The sequence below is a fragment of the Novosphingobium terrae genome (assembly GCF_017163935.1).
GTDB classification, from domain to species: Bacteria; Pseudomonadota; Alphaproteobacteria; order Sphingomonadales; family Sphingomonadaceae; genus Novosphingobium; species Novosphingobium terrae.
Map to the genome: position 1 here is coordinate 3,495,915 of NZ_JABVZR010000001.1, position 19,667 is coordinate 3,515,581.

Consider the following 19,667-nt stretch of genomic DNA (forward strand, 5'->3'; position numbering starts at 1 on the left):
ACCTTTCCACGGGCACGAAAAAGGCGCCGCAGGCAGGAAGCCCCGGCGCCTTGAACTGGTGCCTGCGGCGCAGCGACGTTAGCCCTATGGCCGAACCCGAAGCGCCACGCAGACATTCATGGGAGCGCGAGGGTGTAATACCCTCGCATTCTCCTTTTCCTGCCTTCCTGAACCCTTACAGCTTGCGCGGATCGATAAACAGCTCATCCATGCTCATCCGGCGCGGGGTCAGGCCCTGATCGAAGGCGGTCTTCTCCAGCGCCTGAATGGTCTTGATGTTCTCATCGATGCCATAGGGCAGCGGATCATGCCCCACCAGCGGCAGCAGCTTGCGATAGCGCTTGTCCGAGGCCGTATCCGCCGCGCCCGAATGCAAGTCCTTGAGCCAGCCCTGCTTGGCCTCATCGAAGGCCTCATAGATGGCCTTGGCGACCCAGGGGTTCTCGCGCACCACCGATTCCTTGATCACAATCGTGCCGTGCATCGGGTAGACGCCGGTGCGGCGGTAGTAGTCCCACTCCAGCTCCTCGGCATTGGGGAAGAGGTCGGGGTAATGGGCCTCGACCTCCTGCCAGCCGGTGTTGCTGAAGCCGGCGGTGGGGTTGCCCTTGCGGCCAATGCCCGCGTTACCGTGGAAACCCGCCTGAAGCTCGCCATCGGCCATCATATCGGCCAGCGGGCGCGTGGCATGGGCGACATTGGCGGGCAGCTTCATCTGGGTGACGTGCTCTTCATCGTCCACGAACCAGTTGATCTTGCTGTTGTCCACGCCGTATTCGTCGATCAGCACCTGGCGGGTCCAGGCGCCGGTCGTCACCGAATAGGCACGCACGCCCACCTTCTTGCCTTCCAGATCTTTGGGGTGCTTGATGCCGCTGTCCTCGCGCACCAGCAGGCCCGCGTGATGGAACTTGCGCAGCACGAAGATCGGCAAAGCGATGAAGGGCGCGCCATAGGCACGGGCGATGATGTAGGTGGTGGGGGCCAGTTCGCAGACGTCGAACTCCACATCGCGGACCATGCGGCGGAAGGCGCCGATCTGCGGCTTGATGGTCAGCCAGTCACCCGCGACGCCCTCCACCCCAATCGTGCCATCGCGCAGCGCCGAGGTATGGGGCGCTTCGGCCACCGCGAATGTCAGGGGCAGCTTCTCGGCCATCGTCGTCTCTCCTTCAATCTTGCATAGCTGGCTTCAATACCCCGCCTCCTCACACCAACCCCCGCAACACCGTCAATCGAGCCGCACAACTTCCTCTAACCGAGGGAGCATTTCCTATCGCCCCTCCGCCAAGCGGGTGATTGAGGTCTTGTGCGCTGCGTTATAAGTTTTGCGCCCGGCTTATACATTCAACGCTCGGCGAGAGGGTGCGCCTGCCCTTGCCGGCACCATGCAAAACACCGCTCGCGCGATCTGCCGAGCTGCGATCCGCTCGCAGCAGGCATCCGCAAATTAGCGCATTATATCAAATTAATGCTGGGATTATCGCTTCTGAATCACATCCAGAAACGCGCACCCCGGCCGCCCTTTCAATCGCCGCCCCAGACCCGCATTGCACCGCAACATGGGGCAGCCCGATAAGTCGGGCGATATTCCCGGTGATAAATTTTACTGCTAAAGGCGGGATAAGGGAGAGCGAAAACCATGCCTATCGAACAGGATCAGGATCGCCACGAAGACATCAGCCATGATCAGGCCGATCAGGGCCAGGCCCATCATGAGCAGGACCGCGCTTCATCCATCAGCTTCCGCCAGCTGAAGCTGTTCGAAAGCGTGGGCCGCCTCAACAGCGTGCGGCGCGGGTCGGAGGAGTGCAACCTCTCCCAGCCCGCCGTCACACAGGCGCTGGCCAAGCTGGAGCAGCAGCTGGGCGCCTGCGTGCTGGAGCGGCGCGCCAGCGGCAGCTACCTCACCGATGCCGGGCGGATCATGCACAAGCGCGTCACCCGCCTGTTCGATCAGATGGAGCAGGCGCTGGTCGATCTCAACGTGCCGGGCGGCGCCAGCGGGGCCCATGCCATCGCCAACCGCATCTCGCGCTCGCAGGTGCGCAGCCTGATCTCGATCATCGAATGCGGCTCCTTCGCGCTGGCCGCCCGGGAGCTGGGCCTGACGCAAGCCAGCCTGCAGCGCGCCGCGCGCGATCTGGAAAGCAATCTGCGCCAGTCGATCTATTACCGCACGGCTGCGGGCGTGATGGTCACCCCGGCGGGCATCGAGTTTGGCCGCAAGCTGAAACTGGCGCTTCAGGAAATCGCCTGGGGCATTCACGAGATCGAGGTGGCGCGCGGCGCGGGCGAGAGCAAGCTGGTGATCGGCGCCCTGCCCTTCGGCGGCAGCGTGCTGCTGGCCAGCGTGCTTGAGGAGTTCCTCGCCCGCCACCCCGCCGCCGATCTGCGCATCATCAACGAAGGCGCCAGCGAGATGATGAAGCGCCTGCGCGCGGGCGATGTCGATCTGGTAATCGGCCTGCTTCAGGAGGCGCCCGAAGCCGATATCACCAATCAGATCCTTGCCGAAACGCCCTACACCATCGTGGCCCGGCGCGGCCATCCGCTGACGCGCAAGGGGCAGGTCACGCTGGAGGATCTGGCCCGCTATGACTGGATCGTCGGTTCGGAAGGCTCCAGCCGCCGCGCCTGTTTCGAATCGCTCTTTGCCGGGAGCGCCAAGCCGCATGCGCCCATCGCCACTTCGGCCATGGCGGTGATCCGCCATCTGCTGAGCGGCAGTGACCGCCTGACCCTGATGACCAGCTATGAGCTGATCCATGAGGGCAGCGCTCTGGCGCCCGTGCCCTTTGACGATATCCTGCCGCTGCCCGCCATCGGCATCACCCAGCGCGCCAACTGGTTACCCACAAGGCTGCATCAGGATTTTATCGACCTGCTTCGCGCCCATGTCACCGCCTCCACGGTGCTGCCTTTGAGGCAGTTGGCGGGCTGATCGAGAGGGCGCGCCGCCAAAAGGCGGCGCGCCTTGCCGGTCTCAGAATATATCGCCGCGACGCGGATTGGATAGCACCGCGCCGCCGCCAGCGGCCACAAGGCACTCCAGAAAAAACCATATATGTCGAGGAGAGCCCGCTTGCGCCGCCTGCCACCGATCATCGCCCCATCGCTCGCTGTGGCCCTGAGCAGCCTGATCGCTGCCCCGCTTCAGGCCCAGCCCGCCCCCTTGCTCAAGGTGAGGATCGAGACGGGCACGCTGAAGGGCACGGCAGGGCGCGATGCTGCGCTGGGCGTCTTCAAAGCCATCCCCTATGCCGCCCCACCGCTGGGCGATCTGCGCTTCCGTCCTCCGGCCCCCGCCACGCCGTGGCAGGGTGAGCGCGATGCCTCCGCCTTCGGCCCGGCCTGTCCGCAGGTCACGCCCCATGCGCAGGAGCAGCATCTGGCGATGAGCGAGGATTGCCTCACCGCCAATGTCTGGACCGGGGCCCGCAAGGCCGGTGAAAAGCGCCCGGTCTTCGTATGGATCTATGGCGGCGGCTTTAACGAGGGCAATGCCGCCGACCCCAATTTCGATGGCGAGGGTCTGGCGAAGAAAGGTCTGGTGGTCGTCACCTTCAACTATCGCCTGGGGCCGCTGGGCTTCCTCTCCACGCCGGAGCTGGACAAGGAATCGGGGCATGGCGCCTCGGGCAATTACGGGCTGATGGACGACATCGCCCTGCTGCAATGGGTGAAGCGCAACATCGCGGCCTTTGGCGGCGATCCCGCCAATGTCACCATTGCCGGGCAGTCTGCGGGGGCGGGATCGGTGCAGTTTCTCACCATGTCACCGCTGGCGCGCGGGCTGTTCAAGCATGGCATCGGCGAGAGTCAGGTGCGCGCGCCGGGCGATCCGGAGCTGCGCTATCTCGCCACCTCCTACCGCAGCAAACCGGCGGCACGCGCTCAGGGCGAGGCCTATATGGCGCAAAAGCACGCCACCACCATGGCCCAGCTGCGCGCCATGCCGTGGGAAGAGGTGATGCAGGGCACCAGCACCGCCGACACGGATGTCGACACCGGCAGCGGATCGCATCCGCCGCTCTATCGCCCGCTGATCGATGGCTATGTGCTGCCGCGCGGCTATGCCGCCACGCTGAAGGCGGGCACGATGAGCCCGATCTCCTATGCGGCGGGCAACAACAGAGATGAAAGCGGCGCCGTCACCGAGGCTGCCATCCTCCAGCGCCGCGCCCATCCCCAGACCGGCCCGCTGCGCGGCGGCGCGCCCACCACCAATGTTACGCTGAGCGCCTATCAGGCCTGGGCGAAGCACAAATTCGGGCCGATGGCGGCGGAGTTCCTGCGCCTCTACCCCGCCACCACCGATGATGAAGCGGCCCATGCCAACAATGATGCCGCGCGAGACAATGGCCGCATCTCGACATGGCTGTGGGCGCGCGACTGGAACAAAAAGGTCAAGATCCCGCTTTACACCTACTTCTGGACCCATGCGCTGAGCGGCCCCAGCAAGGAGATGGCCGGAGCTTTCCATGGCTCCGAAATCATCTATGCTTTCAACAGCCTCGACGCGAATGCACTCCCTTGGACTCAGGAGGACCGCAAGATTGGCGACACCATGTCATCCTATTGGGCCAACATCGCGCACACGGGCAACCCCAACGGCCCGGGCCTGCCGCGCTGGCCGGCCTATGACCCCGCCCAACCGCAAGTGATGGAACTGGGTGACCATTTCGGCCCCCAGACCATCGCCACCCCGGCCAAGCGCGCCTTCTGGGAGCGCTTCTTCCAATCGCAGGACCAGTGGTAACCATGACCGACACCATCCTCACCATCATCGATGTCACCACGCCCGATGGCGTGATGCCCACCCATGTCCACACGCCGCATGGCGAAGGCCCCTGGCCCACGGTGATCATGCTGATGGATGCCCCCGGCATCCGCCCGGCGATGCAGGATCTGGCGGCGCGCCTGGCCTCACACAGCTTCGCGGTGTTTCTGCCCGATCTGTTCTATCGCGCCGGCCCCTATGAGCCGATCGACGCGAAGAAGGTCTTCGGCAATCCGGAACTGCGCGAGGAGCATCGCGCCAAATTCATGACGCCCACCACCACCGAAAACACGCTGAGCGACCTTGGCGCCCTGCTGGAAGCGATCACCCTGCATGATGCGGCGCAGGGCGGCCCGGTGGGCGTGGTCGGCTATTGCATGGGCGGGCGCCTGGCGGTGACGGCGGCGGGCACCTTCGGCGACAGGATCGCCATTGCGGCGGCCTATCACCCCGGCGGTCTGGTGACCGACAAGCCGGGCAGCCCGCATCTGCTGGCCCCGCGCATCACGGCGAAAATCTATGTCGCAGGTGCCAGCGAGGACAAGAATTTCGACGATGCCCAGAAGGCCCAACTGATCGCCGCGCTGGATGAAGCCGGCGTGGACAGCAAGGTCGAGACCTATCCCGCCCATCATGGCTGGGTGCCTGCCGACATGCCCGCTCACAATCCTGCCGAGGCCGAGCATCACTGGCAGACTCTGGTGCCGCTGATGGAAGGCTTGCGGCCCTAATCTTTCAAGCCGAGCCGGTCGCGCAGAGCCCAGAGCGGCAGGTAGGGCCGTGCTAGCGCCTTGTCGATGGCATAAGCCCACCAGCCCGGCCCGGTGGGCAGATAGAGCCGCAAGGGAACACCGTGTTGCCGCGCCACCGCCTCGGTGCGGCGGTGCGGCAGGCCGCGCAATTGCTCCAGCAGGCAGGGCGTACCCGCAGCGATCAGCAGATCGAGCGCCTGCGCCGCCAGCGCCGGATCATGGGTCGCCACCACCACCGGCGCCGCGCGACCGGCCAGACCACGCACCAGATCGAGATAGGCCACGTCCGGATCAGCAGGATCGCCCTGCGGATCGGCCCACTCCCCCTTGACGATCCGCAGGCTCAGCGGCTGATCACGCAGCCTTGCGGCATCCTGAGCGCTACGCCGCCAACGTGCGGGAAGCGCACAGCCGACAGAGGGATGCAGCGCCATGGCCTGCTCCACCAGCGCCAGCGTGGCATCGGCCAGCGCCGGGCCATGGGCATCGAAAAGCAGCGGCACACCGGCCTGAGCCGCCGCCTCGGCCAGTGTGGCGATGCGCGCTTCACTCAGCCCCAGAGCGGGCGCTTTCACGGCCAGCACAGCATCCTGACCCGCCAATGCCGCAACCAGCGCCAGATGGCCCGCCAGCACACCATCGGCATCTTCAGCGCCGGGGAACCAGCCAAAGCTCGTCGCCCGGCCCCGCGCCTGCCAGAGCCGCGCCTGCTGCCCCGCCCAGACCGCATCGGGCGCGGGCAGATGGCGCCCGAGCAGACCCGGCAAGGCATAGCGGGCATCCCTGAGGCGACTGCGGAGACTCACATTCCTGAGGCTTTGCGCTTTGGCCGTCTCAACCGCCACCTCAGCCATTCCACACCATCCTGCGCCAACGCCAGAGCGCCGCGCGGGTTGAAGGGATAGGTCCGCACCCGCACACACTCATGGCTTTCGCGGGTCCAGAAATCGGCGATCCAGGGTTCGGCCTCGCCCAGCAGCTCATAGGCCTCAAGCCCGGCGCGCGCGGCGTGGCGCAGGCTGTGCAGCATCAGCAGATTGCCCGGTGAACAGCTGCGATAGGCCTCATCATAGCCGATCTTGAAGAGCCAGTAACGGTTGAGGCTGACCACCGCCAATTGCATCGCCACCGCCTTGTGACCGATGCGCAGAAAGGCGATGCGCAAGCTCCCCTCCTCGCAGGCATGGCGGAACCAGGCGCGGGCAAAGGCCTCTTTGGCCGGGTCGCAGGCGATGGCGCTGCCCGCCGCGCGCTTCCAGCTGTTCATCTCCACCGCGATAGCTTCATCGAACAGCGTGTCGAATTCGCCGGGGTCGGGCGCGATGATTTCATGGAAGACCGCGCCCATGGCGGCGGCACGGCGCTCGGCCCGGCGGAAATCGGAGCGGCGCCCGGCGTTGAGGAAGCTCTCGCCCTGCCCCCAGCCCGCATCGAGCGGAATGGTCGGGCAACCGCGCGCCGGGCGCACCGAGACCAGCCCGCGCCCGCGCATCGCCTCATGCAGGGCCGGGATCAGCAGCGAAGAGGCCGGAATGCGATCCAGACACAGCGCATGGGGATCGCGCGCCAGAACCTGTGCCAGCAGAGTGGCGCCCCGCTCGCCCGCGCACAGGGCATCGCCGGGCTCGAAGACCTCACGCGCGCCCGCCAGACGCCAGCGGGCAGCATAGGATTGTGCGCGGCACAGCGGGATCAGCGCCTCGATTCCGCCCTCGCCGCGCCCGAGGAAGACCGCGATGTTCACCCCCGCCAGCAGGCTGCGGGCCAGCGCCGCGATAAAGCCCAGAGTCTGAGTCGGCAGGCTGGCGTGGCGCTCCAGATTCAGCCAGGCGTCGGCCAGCAGATACCCCGCCTCGAAGCGCTGGAAATCCAGCGCCACCCCGCTTTCGGGGCGCGGATCAGGCTCGGCAAGACTGGTCGGCATGTTGAAACTCTGGTGTCCCACGAAAGCTGCCCTTTCACGGGGCGCTTTACAAGGTAATCCCTAAGGATTGCCTGCCCTCGCGCAGCCTATTGGTCCTCCGCAAGATAGGGCGCGCGCTTGGGCAGGGCCCAGCTGACCAGCACGACCAGCACCATCACTGCGGTGACATACCAGTAAAACGCACCTTCATGGCCGATGGATTTGGTCCAGAGCGCGACATATTCCGCCGAGCCGCCAAACACCGCATTGGCCAGAGCATAGGCAAAGCCCACGCCCAGCGCGCGCACCTGTGTGGGAAACAGCTCGGCCTTGATGATGCCGGAAATCGAGGTGTAGAAGCTGATCAGCGCCAGCGCCGAGGTGATCAGCAGGCCGGCCTCCAGCGGGCTTTTGGCGCCATGCAGCAGGGTGATCACCGGCACCGTCAGCACCACGCCGCCGATGCTGAAGATCAGCATGTTGCTGCGCCGCCCGATCCTGTCCGACAGGGCGCCCATCACCGGCTGCAGGCACATGAAGACAAACAGGCAGACCGTCATGATGCTGCTGGAGGTGGCGATGCTCATGCCCGAGGAGTTCACCAGAAACTTCTGCATATAGGTGGTGAAAGTGTAGAACAGCAGCGATCCGCCCGCCGTAAAGCCCAGCACCGAGAGGAAAGCGCGCGGATAGCGCTCCATCAGGGCGATCAGGCTGCCGGCCTCCTGACTTTCGCGCGCCTCATGCCCGGCGGTTTCCTGCAAGCGCAGGCGGGCGATCAAAGCGCCCAGCGCCGCCAGCGCGCCGATCACGAAAGGAATGCGCCAGGCCCAGGCCTTCAGCTCGGCCTCGGGGAAAATCTGCTGCAGCCCCACCACCACCAGCGAGGCCAGCAACTGCCCGCCGATCAGCGTGACATATTGGAACGACGACAAAAACCCGCGCCGCCCCGCCATCGAGACCTCGCTCATATAGGTGGCCGCCGTGCCATATTCGCCGCCCAGCGCAAAACCCTGCACCAGCCGCGCCACCATCAGCAACCCCGGCGCCCAGACGCCGATCTGGGCCTAGGTGGGCAAAGAGGCGATGCCCAAGGACCCGGCACACATCGTGAGCACCGAGGCGATCAGCGCGCCGCGCCGCCCATGCCGGTCGGCCATGCGCCCGAAGAACCAGCCGCCGACCGGGCGCGCCAGAAAGCCCGCCGCGAAGAGCCCCGCGGTGTTGAGCAATTGCGTGGTCAGATCCGCAGCCGGGAAGAAGGCCTTGGCAAAATAGATCGAGCAGAAGGAATAGATATAGAAATCAAACCATTCGACCAGATTTCCGCTGGATGCCGCGATGATCGCGCCGATCTTCGCCCGCGTGCTCTGGTCGGTCATGGCAACCATGATGGTCTCGCTTCCTCGCATGGCCCGGCACCTTGCCCTTTGCCCTGTGGCGGACCTTGTGCGTCAGGCGGGCGGTCAGCACAACCGGCAGCTTGCCCCTTGCTGATCATTGGCTTGCTCGACCAAAGCCGTCTTCGTGCGCGGCAAAAAACCGTGTATGACAAGCCGATGACCGGCCAGATTCACGAGTCACCAACGCCCATCGCTCGGTCGCGCCCCGCGCGCTCGACCCCGATCGAACGCGCGCTGCCCGCCGCCCTGCCCCGGCGCCGCGATGCCGTGCAAAGGCGTGAGGCGCTGCTCAATGCGGCGGCGGCCTGTTTCGAAACGCGCGGCTATTCGGTGCCGCTGGAGGAAATCGCCGATCTGGCGGGGGTCGGGCGCGGCACGCTCTATCGCAATTTTCGGGATCGCGTGGCGCTGGCCCTGGCCATTTTCGAGCGCGAGATCGACGAGCTGAACCCCGATCATGAGCGCAATCTGCCGCTGGATCAGGCCTTGCGCTCCATGGTGTTTCGCGGCGCGCGCATGTCCTCGCTCTTCACCCGCATGGCCGCCGAGGTGGATCTGACCGAAGCCCAGCTCGCCGATTTCAAGGCGCTGGGCCAGCGCGCGCAGGTGGCGATGGAGCCGCTGGTCAGCCGGGCCCATGCCGCAGGGCAGCTGCGCAAGGACATCGGCCCCGCCGAGGTGCTGACCGCCGTCCGCATGCTGAGCGCCCTGTGCAAGACGGTCAAATCCGACGAGGACACCACAGCCCATATCGATATGGGCCTCTCGCTGCTGATGGGTGGGCTGGCGCCGCGCTAAGGCGGCTTATTCGTGCCAGCCTAAACCCAGCGCCTTGTTCACCGCGATAAAGTCCAGCGTCAGATCGGCATTGGCCTGAGCCAGCGACAGGCTGGCCTGAAGCCGGGCATTCTCGCGCCCGATCTGCTCCAGCCCGGAGGCCGTGCCCGCCGCGAAACGCTGGGCACCCAGGGCTTCGTCGCGCTGTGCCGCTGCCTCGCCCTGCGCCAGATGCGCCAGACGCGTGCGCGCCGCGCCGAAGCGGGAGAGGCTGCTTTCGGCATCCTCCAGCGCTTTGAGCACCGCGCTGCGGTATTGCGCCTCGGCCGTGTCGCGCTGGGCTTCGGACTGGCGCAGCACGGCATGGGCCTTGCCCCAATCCAGCCCGGACCATTTGAGCTGAGGCAGCAGGCCCCATGCGCCCATCGAGGGATCGACCAGATCGCCCAGCTTGCTACCGCCCAGACCCAGAATGCCGGTAAAGCTGATGTTGGGCAGCAGCTTGGCCTTGCTGACGCCGATCTGCGCCGTGCTGGCGGCCAGCGCCCTTTCGGCCACGCGAATATCGGGCCGCTGGGCAATCAGCCGCGCCGGATCGCCAATGGCCACCTGAGCAGGCAGCGTGGGGATCGGCTGCGCAGCGCCAAGCTGGCTGTCCAGAGCGCCGGGCGCCTGCCCCGTCAGCACGGCCAGCTGGTTCATCGCCACCTCGGCCTGAGCCTGCAAGGGCGCGCCCTGTGCCAGCGTCGATTGCAGATCGGCCTGAGCACGCTCCACATCCTGCTGCGTGGCGGTGCCCGCGCTCTGACGCTGCTTGGTCAGATCCAGCGCATGGCTCTGGCGCTCGGCCAGCGTGGTGAGCAGCGCCTTGCGGGTCTGGGCATCGCGCAGGTTGACATAGGCCTGCGCGACCTGTGCCGAAAGGCTGACCTGCGTATCGGCAAGGCTGGCCTGTCGCTGGCCGATGGTGGCGCGCGCGGCTTCGTTGTTGCGGCGGTCCGCGCCCCACAGATCAGGCTCCCACGAGGCGGTGGCGCCCAGATTGTAGAAGGTGAAATTGGTGCGGTCGCCGCTGCCGCTGATCGGCGGAATGTCGAGATGCGCCGCCATAAAGCTGGGCGCCAGCGTGGGCAGGCCCGCCGCCTGACGCTGGCGCAGAATGGCGCTCGCCTCGCGGATGCGCGCCTGCGCCTCGTCGATGGAGGGGTTATGCGCCAGCGCGGCGTCGATCAGCGCGGAGAGCTGGGCGTCGTTGAGCGGCTCCCACCAGCGGGCGAGAGCCGGGCCATTGGTCACTGCATCGGCGCCACGCGCAAAGGCAGGGTTGGCCAGAGCGGCAGAGCCTTTGGGCGGCCCGGCGTAGTTCGGCCCCACAGTGCAAGCAGCCAGCCCCAGCGGCAGAACCATGGCGAAAGGAAGGAAACGCATCGTCATCTTGGGGCCTCAATGCATCGGCGCGCTGGGCGCGGCATCGCTGGGGAAAGGGCGAAGGAACAGGACCAGCGGCAGCACGATCAGCGTGCCCATGCCCATGATCCAGAAGATATCGTTGAAGGTCATCACCAGCGCCTGCTGCTCGATCTGCTGCTCCAGCTGGGGCGCGGCACGGATGATCCCGCCCAGCGAGGCCACCTTGGCCTGCACCAGATGGCCATTGGCGTTGAGCGTTTCCTCAATGCGACGGGCGTGGAACCACGAGCGCTGATCCTGCACGATGGCGATGCCCGCCAGCGCGAAGCTGCCCCCCAGATTACGGAAAGCATTGAAAAGCCCCGAGGCATCGCCCGAATCCTCACGCGAGACCGACCGCACACAGGCCTGACTCAGGAACAGCATGCCCAGAATCTGCCCGACACCGCGCATCAGCTGCGAAGCGACGAAATCCCCGCCATCCGAAACAGCCGTCAGATCCGTATCGAACAGTGCCGAGGTGCCCATGATCAGCAGCCCCGCGGCCACCGCGATCCGCACATCGATGCGCTTCAACAGGATCGGCACGATCGCCATCATAAACAGGCTGGGAATGCCCGAAAGCAGCACGATCTTGCCCGATTGCAAGGCATTGTACCCCGCGATCAGCGCCAGAAACTGCGGGATCGCATAGGATGTGCCATAGAGCACGATCCCCAGCACAATGCCCATCATCGCCACCGCGCCGAACTGCCGGTCGGCCAGCAGGCGCAGCTTGATGACGGGGCGTTTCGCGGTGAACTGCCCGACGGCAATGCTCACGAAGCCCAGCCCCGACACCAACGCCATATAACGGATCAGATCGGAGGCGAACCATTGCTCACGCTGGCCTTCTTCCAGCAGCACGGTCAGCCCGCCCAGCCCCAGCGCCAGCCCGATGATGCCGAACCAGTCGGCCTCCTTGAACTGGTTGAGGTGGCTCTTTTCATGCGGCAGGCCGATGATCAGCAGCGCCAGCAGCGCGATGCACACCGGCAGATTGAGGAAAAAGGCATAGTGCCAGCTGACATTCTCGGTCAGCCAGCCGCCGATCAGCGGGCCCATCACCGGGCCCATCACGGCGGTCACTCCGAAGGCGGCGATGCCGATGGGTTGCTGGCTGCGTGGCAATCGCATGGCGATGATGGTCTGCGCGGTGGGGATCAGCGCCCCGCCGGTAAAGCCCTGCCCCACGCGGCCGATGATCATCTGCGGCAGCGTGCCCGCCATGCCGCACAGCATCGAAAACAACGTAAACAGGCTGGCCGCGATCAGCAGAAAGGTGCGCAGGCCCAGCACCCGCTGAAACCATGCGGCCAGCGGGATGATGACGATTTCGGCCACCAGATAGCTGGTGGCGACCCAGGTGCCCTCGGTGCCGGATGCGCCGATCTCGCCCTGAATGGTGGGCAGGGCGGAGTTGACGATCGAAATGTCGAGCGTCGCCATCAGCGCGCCCAGCGTGCCCGCCGCCACGGCGAGCCATGCGGTCAGATCCGCCTTTTCGGGCGGGGGCGGAGGATGGGGCAGATCGCCGGCCATGGCCTTAGTGCGCCTCATCCTTGGCGGATTTGGTGTTGACGATCGTGGTCACAGACAGGCCCGGCACCAGCAGGCGGCGCGTGGCGGCATCGGCATCGATGCGGATGCGCACCGGCACGCGCTGGACGATCTTGGTGAAGTTGCCGGTCGCATTGCTGGGCGGGATCAGCGAGAATTGCGCCCCCGTGCCCGGCGCCATGCTCTCCACCGTGCCATTGACGGCGCGGCCACCCAGAGCATCGACCTTGATCTTCACCGGCTGACCGGGGCGCATCAGCTCAAGCTGGGTTTCCTTGAAATTGGCGGTGACATAGATTTTGCTCAGCGGCACCAGCGTCATCAGGCGCGTGCCCGCCTGCACATATTGGCCCGGGGTGACGCTCTTGTCACCGATGCGGCCATCCTCGCTGGCGCGGATCAGCGTGGCGTCGACATCGACATTCGCCGCCGCCAACTGAGCCTTGCCGCCCGCGCCCTGCGCCTTGGCCTGCTCGATCTGGGCCTGAAGCGAGGTGATCTTGCGCTGCTGGCCAAGGATCGCGGCCTGCTGCGCGCGCACCTGAGCCGCCGACTGCTGGGCATTGCTGCGCAGCTGCGCCAGCTGCTGGCCCTGCTCGGCCCCGCTGGCGACCAGCGGCGTATAGCGGCGCACCTGCTCGGCATCATAGGCGGCCTTGGCCTGCGCCACGACAAGCTGGGCGCGCGACTGCTCGATGGCGGCTTCCTGCTCGCCGATCCCGGCCTTGGCATTGGCGACCAGCGCATCAGCCACCTCGATCTGCGCCGAGGCCTGCGAGGATTTCGCCTGGAAATCGCGGGCATCGATGCGCACCAGCGGCGTGCCAGCCTTCACATCCTGATTGTCCGTCACCAGCACCTGAGCGACGTAACCGGCGATCCGCGGCGAAACGACCACCGAATCGACCTGAATCGTCGCATCATTGGTGTCTTCGAGATATTTGCCGGTGGTCTCATAATTGATCAGCCACCAGCCGCCGACGACCAGCGCCGTCACGCCCAGAACCGAGAGAACCAGCCGGGTACGACGCTTCTTGGCGGGGCTATCGGCCTCCTCGGGCATGGATTCCGGGGCGGGGGAGGAAGACTCGCTCATCGCTCTCTCTCATCTTTTGGCAGCAGTGTGGCAGGCCGTATCCGTCGGCCACGGGCACCCGCCGGAGCGGTTGACTGGACGCCCTCATAAACGGACACTTTGTCCGCTTCCACCAAAAAATGCATAGACCCGCGAAAATGAGCGGCGTGCAGGCACAAGGGTTCTGCAGGGAGGAGGCTCCCTGTTCAAACCTTTATGCCGTTGTTTTGATCCCGCGCAGGAGCCGTGGTCAGCCCTGCGCCTCGGCCAGTTCACGCGCCAGCAGGGCAACCAGCTCGGCAGCGGGCAAGGCCCGGGCCAGCGGAGCCCCCTGCCCGGCCCATTGCGCGGCAAAGCCGGTTTCGCCCTTGGCCTTGGCGGCGGCGTTCAGCGCCTTTCCGGCGTCATAGGTGCGGGGGTAGTCGGGGGGCTGCAGCCCGCCCAGCGCAGCTTCCAGAGCGGTAAAGCGATTGGGCAGGCTGCGCGCGATGCGGCCCGAAATCAGTTTCGTGAACGCAGTATGCCCCGCCCCCGGCCCGGCCAGAGCCGCCCGGAAGGCCGCATCGGCAGCGCTTTCCGGGCAGGGCACAAAGGCGGTGCCCAGTTGCGCAGCAACGGCGCCCAGCTTCAGCGCGGCGGCGATCCCCGCGCCATCCATGATCCCGCCCGCGGCGATCACCGGCAGGCGGCCCTGCTTCACCAGCAGGCGGGTGAGCGCCAGCGTGCCCAGCCGGTCGTCTGGCGCTTCGGGATCGAAGATACCGCGATGCCCGCCCGCCTCGATGCCCTGCGCCACCACGGCGTCCACACCGGCATCGGCCACCGTCAGAGCCTCGGCAGGGCTGGTGGCGCAGGCCAGCAGCACAATGCCTGCGCCCTTCAGCGCCGCAATCGCTTCCGCCGAGGGCAGGCCGAAATGGAAGCTGACCACCGCCGGGCGCGCCTCCAGCAACAGGGCCAGCATCGCCGGATCATCGGCAAAGCTGGTGTAGATGGTGGAAAGCTGCGCAGGTGGCTGAGCGCCGAATTCCGCGAAAACGGGAGTCAGGGCCTCCAGCCATGCGGCTTCGCGCACAGGATCTGCCTGAGGCGTGGCGTGGACGAAGAGATTGACGTTGAAAGCCCTGTCCGTCAGCGCACGCGTCTTGGCGATCATCGTTCTGGCGCCCGCCGCATCCGTCGCGCCCACCGCGATCGAGCCCAGAGCGCCTGCATGGCTCACCGCCGCTGCCAGTTCAGGCGTGGAGACGCCCGCCATCGGCGCCTGCACCAGGGGAAGCGTGACACCAAGCTGATCGAGAAGACTCATGGGCCATCCTTTCACGTCTCTCCCCCGTTCAGCGAACCTAACCCGCCCCCTCCCCGGCGACAATCGCCACGCTATGGCACCATGGTCCTATGTGCTTGGCGGCCTGTTAACCTTCTTTCGGCTAGAGCAGCGCCATGCCCTTCCCCGCCCTTTCCCGCCGCTGCTGGGCCGTGTTTGCATGGCTGCTGCTGGTCGCGCTGGTGACGCGGGCCTCGGTGCTGGGCGATGTCAGCTATTTCAACGATGAGTCCTTCTATCGCCTCGCCGGGCTGAGGCTGCATGAGGGCCTGCTGCCCTATGCCGATGTGTGGGACCGCAAGGGGCCCGGCCTGTTCCTGCTGTGGTGGCTGATCACCTTTCTGCCGGGCGGAGTGCTGGCCTATCAGTTGCTGGCCTGCCTTGTAACAGCGCTGACCGCCGCTGTGGCCACAACCATCACCCGCCGCTTTGCCGGCGAACAGGGCGCGGTGCTGGCGGGCACGGCCTATCTGGTCAGCCTGCCGCTGTTTGGCGGCGCGGGCGGGCAGAGCCCGGTGTTCTACAACCTTCTGACCGCGCTGGCGGCATGGCTGCTGCTGCGCGCCGGGCCAGCCATGGCGCAAGGCCGGATGCCGCGCGGCGTGATCGGCGCAATGCTTCTGGCCGGGCTGGCGATCAGCTTCAAGCAGACCGCCGCCTTCGAGGGCGCCTTTTTCGGCCTCTGGGCGCTGGCCGCCATGGCGCGGGGTGGCGCCTCCCTTGCGCGACTGGCTGGCAGGGCCGCGCTGATGGTGGCCGCCGGGCTGGCGCCACTGGCGCTGGCCGGAGCCTTTTTTGTGGCGCGCGGCCATGGCGCCGAATTCTGGCACGCCATGGTCACCGCCAATCTGGCCAAGCATTACGATCTTTTCGACGATTACTGGCATCGCTTCTGGGTGCTGGTGCTGGCCGCCGCACCCTTGCTGATTGCCGCCCTCTGCGGGCTGCTGTGGCGTGACAAGGCCCAGAGCGCGGGGCGCAGCTTTATGGCGCTGTGGCTGGTGGCGGCGTTGGCGGGCGTGCTGGTGCTGCCCAACCTCTATGAGCATTACCTGCTGCCGCTGATGCTGCCACTCAGCATCACCGCAGGCTTCGCACTCAATCGCGGCGCGGCAGGAAGGATCGGCGTGGTGGCTGTGCTGGGCTTCTATGTGGCCACCAGCACGATCCCCGATTTCGCCACCCGCCATGCCGCCAGCGCAAGGGTCAAGGCGCTGGCCGAAGCCATCGATGCGCGGCAGGCCCATCCGCGCCTGCTGGTCTATGAGGGGCCGATGTCGCTCTATGCGCTGGTGCGGGGGCCGGATGCCGTGCCGCCCAGCCCGCTGCTCGACAATTTCCACCTCTATTTCCCCGGTGAGGACAACACCAGCCACCTCGACACCGCCGCCGAAATGCGCCGCATTCTGGACTGGCATCCCAGCGTGGTGGTGGCCGGCACCGCCATGGGCGCGCGCAATGAGAACCAGCGCACCCGCCCGCTGGTCGATGCCTATCTGGCGCAGCATTGCAGGCCATGGCGCAGGCTGGACTATACCGAGATGAACGGCACGATGAAGGCCATGGCCTATCTCTGCGAGGGTTAGGGGCCGCTTCAATTCCGGCAGGTTTCACGCTATGGGCGCGGCCATGCAAGCCGATCCCACCCCTCTTTGCCCCCCATCCCTCTGCGTTGCGGCGCTCTACCAGTTCGCGCCCTTTGCCGATTGCGCCGCTCTGCGCGCGCCCTTGCAGGCGCTGTGCGACGAAGAGGGCATCAAGGGCACGCTGCTGCTGGCGCCCGAGGGGATCAACGGCACCGTCGCGGGCACGGATCAAAGCATCGCCCGCCTGATTCAGCATATCCGCGCCCTGCCCGGATGCGCCGGGCTGGATGTGAAATTCTCGACCGCGCCCGCCATGCCCTTCCACCGCATGAAGGTGCGCATCAAGCGCGAGATCGTCACCATGGGCCAGCCGGACATCGACCCGCTGGCCAGCGTCGGCACCTATGTCGAGCCGCAGGACTGGAACGCGCTGATCGCCGATCCCGACACCATCGTGATCGACACGCGCAATGATTACGAAGTGGCCGTGGGCACTTTCGCGGGCGCCATCGATCCGCAGACCCGCAGCTTCAGCGAATTCCCCGCATGGTTCCGGGAGCAGCGTGAAGCCCTATTGGGTGCGGGCAAGCCCCCCAAAGTGGCGATGTTCTGCACCGGCGGCATCCGCTGCGAGAAATCCACCGCCTTCCTCAAGGCCGAGGGCGTGGAAGAGGTCTATCACCTCAAGGGCGGCATCCTCAACTATCTGGAAAAGGTGCCCGAGGCCGACAGCCTGTGGCAGGGCGAATGCTTCGTCTTCGACCAGCGCGTCACCATCGGCCACGGTCTGGCGCAGGGCAGCCATCTGCTGTGCCACGCCTGCCGCCGCCCGATCACCGAGGCCGACACCGCCTCGCCGCTCTATGAGGAAGGCGTGAGCTGCCCGGCCTGCCACGGCGAGCGCACCGATGCCCAGCGTGCCTCCTATCGCGAAAGGCACCGGCAGGAAGCGCTGGCCGCCCGGCGCGGCGAGGCCCATCTGGGCGCGCGGCACGATCTTGACCGCGAGGCCCGTCACGCAACCGACATGCCCTCCTGATAGCCCTTAACGCCTGAGTCCGCAAAAAGTGGATGGCCGGATCGCGCTCTGGTGCGTTCCTCTCCCTGTGTGTGCGGCAAGGGTGTCCACGGCAAGGAGCAACAGGCATGAGCATCGAACACAAGGTGGCGGTTCTGATCGGCAGCCTTCGCAAGGAATCGATCAACCGCAAGCTGGCCCACGCCCTGATCGAGCTGGCGCCCGCCGAACTGAAGCTCTCCATCGTGGAGATCGGCGATCTGCCGCTCTACAATCAGGATCTGGACGACACGCCTCCCGAACAATGGGTGCGTTTCCGCGACGAGATCGCCGCTGCCCGCGCCGTGCTTTTCGTGACGCCGGAATACAACCGCTCGGTGCCCGGCGTTTTGAAGAATGCCATCGACATCGGCTCGCGCCCCTATGGGCATAGCGTGTGGAACGGCAAGCCCGGCGCGGTGATCAGCGCCTCGCCCGGCGGCATCGGCGGCTTTGGCGCCAACCATCACCTGCGCCAGTCGCTGGTCTTCCTCAACGTGCCCACCATGCAGCAGCCCGAGGCCTATCTGGGCCATGCCGACCAGCTGCTCGACGCCGAGGGCAAGGTCAGCAGCGAGGGCAACCGCAAGTTCCTCACCAGCATCATCGAGGCCTTCGCGCATTGGGTGGATATCCACCACTACTGACGCGCGGATATTCACCACCACTGACCGGAACAAGCGGGGCCGATGGCTCGTTGTCTTTGCATAAGGCGCGGTATGTGACCGCGATGCCCCTTACCGCCATAAAAAAGGGAATGAGCCATGCCCCGCCAGATCGACCCGACCGAAGAAGACAACAGCGAACAGCGCGATGAGGGCCAGGCGCAGGATGTCGCCGGGGACGCCCTCGACCGCCAGACCGGCCTCTATGAGGACAGCGACAAGGACGATGACAGCGATCCCACCGAGATCCTGCCCGATGACGTCCCCGATCTGATCGACACCATGAACCAGATGATCCGCAGCGGCCAGATCGACAATGGCGCCTATGCCGGTGAGCCTGTCCATGACGATGAGGAAGGCTTTCTGGGCGATACCGACAGTGATGAGGATGACGAATAGGATTTGAAAAGAAGAGGATATGCGAGGGGGTTACCCCCTCGCGCTCCCGTTCTTGTCTGCCTTGTTCGCAAACGATCTGTGGCGCGGGTTATGGCGTCCGCTCTCACACCACGCTGTTGAGAAAACTCGCAAGAATGCGATGGTAATCGGCGGGTTGCTCCAGTTCGATCAGCTCGCCGGCTTCCGGCATGACGACCAGTCTGGCGCCGGCAATCGCCGCAGCCATCTCTTCGGACAGAGGCAGCGGCGTGCAGTGATTCTGCTCTCCGCACAGCACCAGTGTCGGCACCGTGATCCTGCCAAGGTCCGGCAACGTGTCATGCGCGGCGATCATATCGATCCGCTTGAGCGCAATGGCCCGATCCTCCGCGCTGGCGGGATGAGAGGCGGCCTTGTCGATCCATGTCTGGACCGCCTCCGGCTGTTCACGGGTGTAGCGCGGCGAGAAGAGGAACAGCGAATAACCCGCCAGAAGCGAGGGCCTGTCCCATGTGGCAGCCATCCTGCCGCGAATGGCAAATTGCCGATGCATGTAGGCATCGAAGCGGGCGAAAGAGGAAGACAGCACCAGCGATGCCACCGCTTCAGGGTGATCAAGCGCCATATGCTGCGCGATCGCACCGCCGGTGGAGGCCCCCACCACATGAACCGGCCCCAGCCCCAGATGATGAAGCAGCCCCGCCATATCCGCGGCCAATTGCCGGGTGGTATAGCCATCAGCAGCCCGTGAACTGCGCCCGGTGCCACGCTGATCGGGCAAGATCACATGGAATTCGCGAGCCAGACGCTCGACCTGACAGCCCCAGCTCGCGCCCGTTCCGCCAAGCCCAGAAATCAGGAGGACAGGCGGTCGATCGGCCTGCCCATGCAGCTCATAATATTGGTCAAAGCCCTGGATGTTCACTGTCGGCACGATCTTGCTCCCGAAACT

16 protein-coding genes and 1 pseudogene are annotated in these 19,667 nt (G+C 65.8%); 8 read left to right on the plus strand and 9 right to left on the minus strand.

Annotated features, from left to right (window positions below):
* Nucleotides 1–175: 175 nt before the first annotated feature.
* A complete protein-coding gene (locus tag HGK27_RS15700) occupies nt 176–1,159 on the minus strand; it encodes a PhnD/SsuA/transferrin family substrate-binding protein (protein ID WP_206241749.1) in 984 nt (327 codons plus the stop codon).
* A 483-nt stretch (nt 1,160–1,642) separates the two neighbouring features.
* Here HGK27_RS15700 and HGK27_RS15705 point away from each other — a divergent pair, with 483 nt between their 5' ends.
* The 3 genes from HGK27_RS15705 to HGK27_RS15715 all read left to right on the plus strand — a co-directional run bounded on the left by HGK27_RS15705 (nt 1,643) and on the right by HGK27_RS15715 (nt 5,514).
* The gene (locus HGK27_RS15705) at nt 1,643–2,944 is read left to right on the plus strand and encodes a LysR substrate-binding domain-containing protein (protein ID WP_206241751.1); all 1,302 of its coding nucleotides are present in this window, start codon (nt 1,643–1,645) and stop codon (nt 2,942–2,944) included.
* 141 nt (nt 2,945–3,085) lie between these two features.
* Nucleotides 3,086–4,762, plus strand: a complete 1,677-nt coding sequence (locus HGK27_RS15710) for a carboxylesterase/lipase family protein (RefSeq protein ID WP_241127214.1) — start codon at nt 3,086–3,088, stop codon at nt 4,760–4,762.
* A gap of 2 nt (nt 4,763–4,764) precedes the next feature.
* Complete coding sequence (locus HGK27_RS15715) at nt 4,765–5,514, plus strand: dienelactone hydrolase family protein (RefSeq protein WP_206241753.1); 750 nt, start codon at nt 4,765–4,767, stop codon at nt 5,512–5,514.
* On the opposite strand, the gene HGK27_RS15720 is transcribed toward HGK27_RS15715, so the two are convergent.
* The 3 genes and pseudogenes from HGK27_RS15720 to HGK27_RS15730 all read right to left on the minus strand — a co-directional run bounded on the left by HGK27_RS15720 (nt 5,511) and on the right by HGK27_RS15730 (nt 8,850).
* Nucleotides 5,511–6,341 carry a proline dehydrogenase family protein gene (locus HGK27_RS15720; RefSeq protein ID WP_206241754.1) on the minus strand — a complete coding sequence of 277 codons (831 nt, stop codon included), beginning with the start codon at nt 6,339–6,341 and terminating at the stop codon, nt 5,511–5,513. The genes HGK27_RS15715 and HGK27_RS15720 overlap by 4 nt on opposite strands.
* Nucleotides 6,338–7,459, minus strand: coding sequence for a GNAT family N-acetyltransferase (locus HGK27_RS15725; RefSeq protein ID WP_206241755.1), 1,122 nt, complete (start codon nt 7,457–7,459; stop codon nt 6,338–6,340). Before HGK27_RS15725 ends, HGK27_RS15720 begins: the two co-directional genes overlap by 4 nt.
* A gap of 86 nt (nt 7,460–7,545) precedes the next feature.
* Nucleotides 7,546–8,850: pseudogene (locus tag HGK27_RS15730) on the minus strand (MFS family transporter).
* 132 nt (nt 8,851–8,982) lie between these two features.
* Between HGK27_RS15730 and HGK27_RS15735 the strand changes: the two are divergent.
* On the plus strand, nt 8,983–9,639 hold the full coding sequence (locus HGK27_RS15735) for a TetR/AcrR family transcriptional regulator (RefSeq protein ID WP_206241756.1): 657 nt from the start codon (nt 8,983–8,985) through the stop codon (nt 9,637–9,639).
* A 6-nt stretch (nt 9,640–9,645) separates the two neighbouring features.
* On the opposite strand, the gene HGK27_RS15740 is transcribed toward HGK27_RS15735, so the two are convergent.
* From HGK27_RS15740 to HGK27_RS15755, 4 genes are all read right to left on the minus strand, one after another.
* On the minus strand, nt 9,646–11,052 hold the full coding sequence (locus tag HGK27_RS15740; protein WP_241127216.1) for an efflux transporter outer membrane subunit: 1,407 nt from the start codon (nt 11,050–11,052) through the stop codon (nt 9,646–9,648).
* Nucleotides 11,053–11,061: 9 nt separating this feature from the next.
* The gene (locus HGK27_RS15745; RefSeq protein ID WP_206241757.1) at nt 11,062–12,609 is read right to left on the minus strand and encodes an MDR family MFS transporter; all 1,548 of its coding nucleotides are present in this window, start codon (nt 12,607–12,609) and stop codon (nt 11,062–11,064) included.
* A 4-nt stretch (nt 12,610–12,613) separates the two neighbouring features.
* The gene (locus HGK27_RS15750; RefSeq protein ID WP_206241758.1) at nt 12,614–13,723 is read right to left on the minus strand and encodes an HlyD family secretion protein; all 1,110 of its coding nucleotides are present in this window, start codon (nt 13,721–13,723) and stop codon (nt 12,614–12,616) included.
* Between the two features lie 229 nt (nt 13,724–13,952).
* On the minus strand, nt 13,953–15,011 hold the full coding sequence (locus HGK27_RS15755; RefSeq protein WP_206241760.1) for an NAD(P)H-dependent flavin oxidoreductase: 1,059 nt from the start codon (nt 15,009–15,011) through the stop codon (nt 13,953–13,955).
* A gap of 134 nt (nt 15,012–15,145) precedes the next feature.
* Here HGK27_RS15755 and HGK27_RS15760 point away from each other — a divergent pair, with 134 nt between their 5' ends.
* From HGK27_RS15760 to HGK27_RS15775, 4 genes are all read left to right on the plus strand, one after another.
* Nucleotides 15,146–16,615 carry a hypothetical protein gene (locus tag HGK27_RS15760; RefSeq protein WP_206241761.1) on the plus strand — a complete coding sequence of 490 codons (1,470 nt, stop codon included), beginning with the start codon at nt 15,146–15,148 and terminating at the stop codon, nt 16,613–16,615.
* Between the two features lie 43 nt (nt 16,616–16,658).
* Nucleotides 16,659–17,654, plus strand: a complete 996-nt coding sequence (gene trhO, locus HGK27_RS15765) for an oxygen-dependent tRNA uridine(34) hydroxylase TrhO (RefSeq protein WP_206241763.1) — start codon at nt 16,659–16,661, stop codon at nt 17,652–17,654.
* A gap of 107 nt (nt 17,655–17,761) precedes the next feature.
* Complete coding sequence (locus HGK27_RS15770; RefSeq protein ID WP_206241765.1) at nt 17,762–18,319, plus strand: NADPH-dependent FMN reductase; 558 nt, start codon at nt 17,762–17,764, stop codon at nt 18,317–18,319.
* Between the two features lie 117 nt (nt 18,320–18,436).
* Nucleotides 18,437–18,736, plus strand: coding sequence for a hypothetical protein (locus HGK27_RS15775; protein ID WP_206241767.1), 300 nt, complete (start codon nt 18,437–18,439; stop codon nt 18,734–18,736).
* A gap of 103 nt (nt 18,737–18,839) precedes the next feature.
* On the opposite strand, the gene HGK27_RS15780 is transcribed toward HGK27_RS15775, so the two are convergent.
* Nucleotides 18,840–19,649 (minus strand): alpha/beta fold hydrolase, encoded by an 810-nt coding sequence (locus HGK27_RS15780; protein ID WP_206241769.1) that lies wholly within the window; start codon nt 19,647–19,649, stop codon nt 18,840–18,842.
* Nucleotides 19,650–19,667: the final 18 nt, after the last annotated feature.

Excerpts from the sequence above, each read along its gene's own strand:
- HGK27_RS15700 (WP_206241749.1), bottom strand. The coding sequence starts at position 1,159 with ATGGCCGAGAAGCTGCCCCTGACATTCGCGGTGGCCGAAGCGCCCCAT.
- HGK27_RS15705 (WP_206241751.1), top strand. The coding sequence starts at position 1,643 with ATGCCTATCGAACAGGATCAGGATCGCCACGAAGACATCAGCCATGAT.
- HGK27_RS15715 (WP_206241753.1), top strand. The coding sequence starts at position 4,765 with ATGACCGACACCATCCTCACCATCATCGATGTCACCACGCCCGATGGC.
- HGK27_RS15725 (WP_206241755.1), bottom strand. The coding sequence starts at position 7,459 with ATGCCGACCAGTCTTGCCGAGCCTGATCCGCGCCCCGAAAGCGGGGTG.
- HGK27_RS15740 (WP_241127216.1), bottom strand. The coding sequence starts at position 11,052 with ATGACGATGCGTTTCCTTCCTTTCGCCATGGTTCTGCCGCTGGGGCTG.
- HGK27_RS15745 (WP_206241757.1), bottom strand. The coding sequence starts at position 12,609 with ATGGCCGGCGATCTGCCCCATCCTCCGCCCCCGCCCGAAAAGGCGGAT.
- HGK27_RS15750 (WP_206241758.1), bottom strand. The coding sequence starts at position 13,723 with ATGAGCGAGTCTTCCTCCCCCGCCCCGGAATCCATGCCCGAGGAGGCC.
- HGK27_RS15755 (WP_206241760.1), bottom strand. The coding sequence starts at position 15,011 with ATGAGTCTTCTCGATCAGCTTGGTGTCACGCTTCCCCTGGTGCAGGCG.
- HGK27_RS15760 (WP_206241761.1), top strand. The coding sequence starts at position 15,146 with ATGCCCTTCCCCGCCCTTTCCCGCCGCTGCTGGGCCGTGTTTGCATGG.
- trhO (WP_206241763.1), top strand. The coding sequence starts at position 16,659 with ATGCAAGCCGATCCCACCCCTCTTTGCCCCCCATCCCTCTGCGTTGCG.
- HGK27_RS15770 (WP_206241765.1), top strand. The coding sequence starts at position 17,762 with ATGAGCATCGAACACAAGGTGGCGGTTCTGATCGGCAGCCTTCGCAAG.
- HGK27_RS15775 (WP_206241767.1), top strand. The coding sequence starts at position 18,437 with ATGCCCCGCCAGATCGACCCGACCGAAGAAGACAACAGCGAACAGCGC.